The 5480-nt window shown below is 44.9% G+C and carries 1 protein-coding gene, 6 tRNA genes and 1 pseudogene; 7 read left to right on the top strand and 1 reads right to left on the bottom strand.

All coding sequences use genetic code 11. The features are described from left to right. The first annotated feature begins 60 nt into the window (after nucleotides 1–60). The 6 genes from AC4HAF_RS10130 to AC4HAF_RS10105 all read left to right on the top strand — a co-directional run bounded on the left by AC4HAF_RS10130 (nucleotide 61) and on the right by AC4HAF_RS10105 (nucleotide 579). Nucleotides 61–133: transfer RNA gene (locus tag AC4HAF_RS10130), tRNA-Phe, on the top strand. Nucleotides 134–149: 16 nt separating this feature from the next. Next, a tRNA-Tyr gene (locus tag AC4HAF_RS10125) sits at nucleotides 150–230 on the top strand. A gap of 6 nt (nucleotides 231–236) precedes the next feature. After that, nucleotides 237–307: transfer RNA gene (locus AC4HAF_RS10120), tRNA-Trp, on the top strand. Between the two features lie 14 nt (nucleotides 308–321). Further along, nucleotides 322–394, top strand: a tRNA-His gene (locus AC4HAF_RS10115). A gap of 14 nt (nucleotides 395–408) precedes the next feature. Further along, nucleotides 409–480 (top strand) — tRNA-Gln (locus AC4HAF_RS10110). Between the two features lie 15 nt (nucleotides 481–495). Next, a tRNA-Leu gene (locus AC4HAF_RS10105) sits at nucleotides 496–579 on the top strand. A gap of 69 nt (nucleotides 580–648) precedes the next feature. On the opposite strand, the pseudogene AC4HAF_RS10100 reads toward AC4HAF_RS10105, so the two are convergent. Next, nucleotides 649–795 (bottom strand): annotated as a pseudogene (locus AC4HAF_RS10100) (site-specific integrase); the annotation flags it as partial. A gap of 131 nt (nucleotides 796–926) precedes the next feature. On the opposite strand from AC4HAF_RS10100, the gene AC4HAF_RS10095 reads away from it, so the two are divergent. Next, nucleotides 927–5321 carry a PolC-type DNA polymerase III gene (locus tag AC4HAF_RS10095; RefSeq protein WP_491097657.1) on the top strand — a complete coding sequence of 1465 codons (4395 nt, stop codon included), beginning with the start codon at nucleotides 927–929 and terminating at the stop codon, nucleotides 5319–5321. Nucleotides 5322–5480 lie beyond the last annotated feature (159 nt).

The raw sequence follows: 5480 nt of genomic DNA, 5'->3' as shown, positions 1-5480 counted from the left end.
AGCTCGTCGGGCTCATAACCCGAAGGTCGTAGGTTCAAATCCTGCTCCCGCAATAAGTCAGGCTCGGTAGCTCAGTTGGTAGAGCAATGGATTGAAGCTCCATGTGTCGGCGGTTCGATTCCGTCCCGCGCCATAGCATATAATTTTTAGGAAGGGTAGCGAAGAGGCTAAACGCGGCGGACTGTAAATCCGCTCCTTCGGGTTCGGGGGTTCGAATCCCTCCCCTTCCATACCTTACGGGCATAGTTTAAAGGTAGAACTAAGGTCTCCAAAACCTTCAGTGTGGGTTCAATTCCTACTGCCCGTGTTAATAGTATTTTGGCGGGTGTGGTGAAGTGGTTAACACACCAGATTGTGGCTCTGGCATGCGTGGGTTCGATCCCCATCACTCGCCTTTATTATTGTTATTGGGGTATAGCCAAGCGGTAAGGCAAGGGACTTTGACTCCCTCATGCGCTGGTTCGAATCCAGCTACCCCAGTTCTTACTTATACTAGCCGGCGTGGCGGAATTGGCAGACGCGCTGGACTCAAAATCCAGTGTCCTCACGGACGTGCCGGTTCGACCCCGGCCGCCGGTATAGTTTAGAGTCTTCAAACCATTGTTTGAAGGCTTTTTTCTTTTTTTTGGTCAACTTTCATGTTTTAGTTCAAATGCTGTAAAAAACTTCTCGCTTAATTATTTCTTCTTCTGCCTTTTCTGCAGCTAAATACCCATAAGTTTCAGTGATTTGCTTAATATCTTTATGCCCCATCAATTTGGCAACTGCCCAAATATCAATGCTCATCTCCAGAAGATGGTGTTAGTTGCTGTATTTAGTCCTTGTCTGTTCACAGTGCACAGAGCTTGCAATGGAAGTTTTGACTTTTGTCTCGTCAATAGTTTCGAATTATGATAAAATAGAGCTAGTAATTGTGAGGAATTGATATGTCAGAAATGTTTAAAAAACTGATGGATCAGATTGAAATGCCGCTTGAAATGAAAACTTCAAGGGCTTTTTCATCTGCCGATATTGTGGAAGTGAAAGTTTGGCCTGAGAGCCGTGTCTGGGATTTTCGCTTTTCTTTTGATGCCATCTTACCGATTGATTTTTATCGGGAATTATCGAGCCGTTTGGTTTCCAGTTTTGAAAAAGCTGATATTAAGGCTGTTTTTGACATTGAGGTGAATCAGCCTGACTTTTCTGATGAACTCCTGCAAGCTTATTATCAAGAAGCTTTTGAGCTGCCTTCTTGCAACAGTGCCAGCTTTAAGAGTTCTTTTTCTCATTTAAAAATTTCTTATGATGGGAATAAGGTTCTAATTGCAGCACCGCAATTTGTTAATAATGATCATTTCCGCCAAAATCATCTGCCTAAGCTGGAAGAGCAATTTGAGCGTTTTGGTTTTGGAAAGCTGAAATTTGACATTGTTTCTGATCAGGCAATGACGCAAGAGCTCAAAACTCATTTTGAGTCTTCCCGAGAGCAGCAAATCCAAAAGGCTAGTCAAGAAGCCATCCAGGTGCAGAAATCACTGGAAGCCTCCATGCCACCTGCTGAGGAAGCGCCTAAACCTGCTTATGATTTTAAAGAACGGGTTAAGGAGCGGCAAAGAGCCTTTGAAAAGGCAGATATTACGCCTATGGCTGACATTGAAACAGAAGAAAACCGCATTACCTTTGAGGGAATGGTTTTTGATGTTGAACGTAAGACAACAAGAACCGGCCGTCATATTATTAATTTTAAAATGACGGATTATACTTCCAGCTTCCCTATGCAAAAATGGGTGAAAGATGAGGAAGAGCTCAAAAAATACGACATGATTACCAAAGGGTCTTGGCTGCGGGTACGCGGGAACATTGAGAATAATCCCTTTACAAAGGCCTTGACCATGAATGTGCAGAATGTCAAGACGATTGTCCACCAGGAACGCAAGGACTTAATGCCTGAAGGAGAAAAGCGTGTTGAATTCCACGCTCATACGAATATGTCCACGATGGATGCTCTGCCAACCGTTGAACAGCTGGTGGCCAAGGCGGCTCAGTTCGGACATCCGGCAGTAGCGATTACTGACCATGCGAATGTGCAGAGCTTTCCTCATGGCTATCATGCCGGTAAAAAGAATGGTATCAAGGTGCTGTTTGGCTTGGAGGCAAATCTTGTCGAAGACCGCGTGCCTATCACCTATAATGAAATTGCTCTGGACATGAACGAGGAGACCTATGTTGTTTTTGACGTGGAAACAACAGGCCTTTCAGCTGTTAATAACGATTTGATTCAAATTGCTGCATCGAAGATGTACAAGGGAAATATTGTTGAGCAGTTTGATGAATTTATTGATCCGGGCTATCCTATCAGCCAGTTCACGACTGATCTGACAGGTATTACTGACCAGCATGTTAAAGGAGCAAAACCGCTTTTGCAGGTTTTACAAGAGTTTCAGGCCTTTTGCCAGGGAACGGTTTTAGTGGCCCACAATGCAACCTTTGACGTTGGCTTTATGAATGCAAATTATGAGCGAAATGGTCTGCCTATAATCACACAGCCTGTTATTGATACCTTAGAATTTGCCCGCAATCTTTATCCAGAATACAAGCGCCATGGCTTGGGACCTTTAACGAAACGGTTTCAGGTGTCTTTGGAGCATCACCACATGGCCAATTATGATGCGGAAGCAACAGGCCGCCTGCTGTTTATCTTTCTTAGGGAAGCAAGAGAAAAACATGGGGTTACCAATCTTTTGGACTTGAATACCAAAATTGTTGATGATGATTCTTACAAGAAAGCCCGGGTTAAACATACGACTATTTATGTGCTCAATCAAAAAGGTCTGAAAAATCTTTTTAAACTGGTCAGTCTGTCGAACGTCACTTACTTTGCCGGTGTGGCCAGAATACCAAGAACGGTACTTGATGAGTACCGCGACGGGCTTTTACTGGGGACGGCCTGCGCAGACGGTGAAGTTTTTGATGCTGTTTTATCAAATGGGATTGATGCAGCTGTTGAAGCTGCCAAGTACTATGATTTTATCGAGGTTATGCCGCCTGCCCTCTATAAGCCCCTGCTGGCTCGCGAATTGGTCAAAGATGAAGCAGGCCTTGAGCAGATTATCAAGGATCTGATTGAAGTTGGACGGCGTTTGGACAAGCCGGTTCTGGCAACAGGTGATGTTCATTATCTGGAGCCGGAAGATGGGATTTACCGTGAGATTATCGTCAGAAGTCTGGGTCAGGGAGCGGTGATAAACCGGCCCATCGGCCGCGGCGAAAATGCCCAGCCGGCTCCCTTGCCTGAGGCGCATTTTCGAACGACAAATGAAATGCTGGATGATTTTGCCTTCTTAGGAGAAGACTTGGCACGCGAAATTGTGATCAAAAATCCCAATGCAATGGCAGAGCGCTTTGAAGATGTTGAGGTTGTTAAAGGAGATCTTTATACACCTTTTATCGAAAATGCCGAAGAAAAAGTTGCTGAGATGACCTATGAAAAGGCCTTTGAAATCTATGGCAATCCTCTGCCTGACATTATTGATCTGCGCATCGAAAAAGAACTGACCTCTATTCTAGGGAATGGCTTTGCGGTGATTTACTTAGCTTCGCAGATGTTGGTTGAACGCTCTAACAAACGCGGCTACTTGGTTGGCTCGCGCGGCTCTGTCGGCTCCAGTTTTGTAGCCACCATGATCGGGATTACAGAAGTTAATCCGATGCCGCCTCATTATATTTGCCCTAATTGCAAGCATTCCGAATTTATTACCGACGGCTCTGTCGGCTCCGGCTATGACCTGCCTGATAAGAATTGTCCTGAGTGCGGTCACAAATATCAAAAAGACGGACAGGATATTCCTTTTGAAACCTTCTTAGGCTTTGATGGGGATAAGGTTCCCGATATCGATCTGAACTTTTCAGGAGATGACCAGCCGAGCGCTCACTTGGATGTCCGCGATATTTTTGGAGAAGAATATGCCTTTCGTGCGGGTACTGTAGGTACTGTCGCGGACAGGACGGCTTATGGCTTTGTTAAAGGCTATGAGAGGGACTACGGCAAATTTTACCGGGATGCTGAGGTTGATAGATTGGCTCAGGGTTCAGCCGGTGTGAAACGGACCACTGGTCAGCATCCGGGAGGTATTGTTGTTATCCCTAATTACATGGATGTCTATGATTTTACACCTGTTCAGTATCCGGCTGATGATTTGACTGCTGAATGGCAGACGACCCACTTTAACTTCCATGATATTGATGAAAATGTCCTGAAGCTTGATGTTCTCGGGCATGATGACCCGACGATGATTCGAAAACTGCAGGATTTGTCCGGTATCAATCCCAAAGAGATTCCGGCTGATGATCCGGATGTCATGAAACTTTTCTCAGGGACAGATGTTCTGGGAGTCACTGAGGAACAGATTGGAACATCGACGGGAATGCTTGGGATTCCCGAGTTTGGAACCAATTTTGTCCGCGGTATGGTTGATGAAACGCACCCTACAACTTTTGCCGAGCTTTTGCAGCTCTCAGGTCTTTCTCATGGAACGGACGTCTGGCTGGGGAATGCTCAGGATCTGATTAAGCAGGGGATTGCTACTTTGTCTACAGTTATCGGCTGCCGTGACGATATCATGGTTTATCTGATGCACGCCGGCTTAGAGCCGAAGATGGCTTTTACCATTATGGAGCGTGTGCGTAAGGGAGCCTGGCTGAAAATTTCCGAAGAAGAGCGCAACGGCTATATTGCAGCGATGCGTGAAAATAATGTCCCTGACTGGTACATTGAATCCTGCGGAAAGATTAAGTATATGTTCCCCAAGGCCCATGCAGCAGCTTACGTTTTGATGGCTCTGCGTGTTGCTTATTTCAAAGTCCACTATCCTATTTATTACTATTGTGCGTACTTCTCTATTCGTGCCAAGGCCTTTGAACTCAAGACTATGAGTGCCGGTCTTAATGCTGTTAAGGCGCGCATGGCTGATATTAGCCAGAAAAGGCGCAACAATGAAGCTTCCAATGTTGAAATTGATCTTTTTACAACTCTGGAAATTGTCAATGAAATGCTGGAGCGCGGCTTTAAATTTGGACAGCTGGATTTGTACCGAAGTGATGCTACTGAATTCCTCATTGACGGAGATACGTTGATACCGCCCTTTGTAGCTTTAGAAGGCTTGGGCGAAAACGTTGCCAGACAGATTGTTAAAGCACGCAGTGAGGGAGAGTTTCTTTCTAAAACCGAGTTGCGCAGGCGCGGCGGTCTTTCTTCTACCTTAGTTGAAAAGATGAGTGATATGGGCATTCTTGGCAATATGCCTGAAGACAATCAATTATCACTTTTTGACGATATTTTCTAATATTTTATAAACCGGAATAAAAATATTCCGGTTTCAGACTGAAGACAAAGCTCTTAGAAATTGGTTTCTAAGAGCTTTTTGCTCTGTTTAGGAGTATACTAAAAGAAAACGGTTTGTGAGGTAAGGCCATGTTTCACAAAGAAAAGCCAGATTATAGCC

The organism is Streptococcus sp. ELY_90 (genome assembly GCF_058314475.1).
Note: the sequence above shows the minus strand (reverse complement) of the source record. Positions and strands in the feature narration are given on the sequence as shown.

Coding starts and splice junctions, on each gene's coding strand:
- AC4HAF_RS10095 (WP_491097657.1), top strand. CDS start 927: ATGTCAGAAATGTTTAAAAAACTGATGGATCAGATTGAAATGCCGCTT.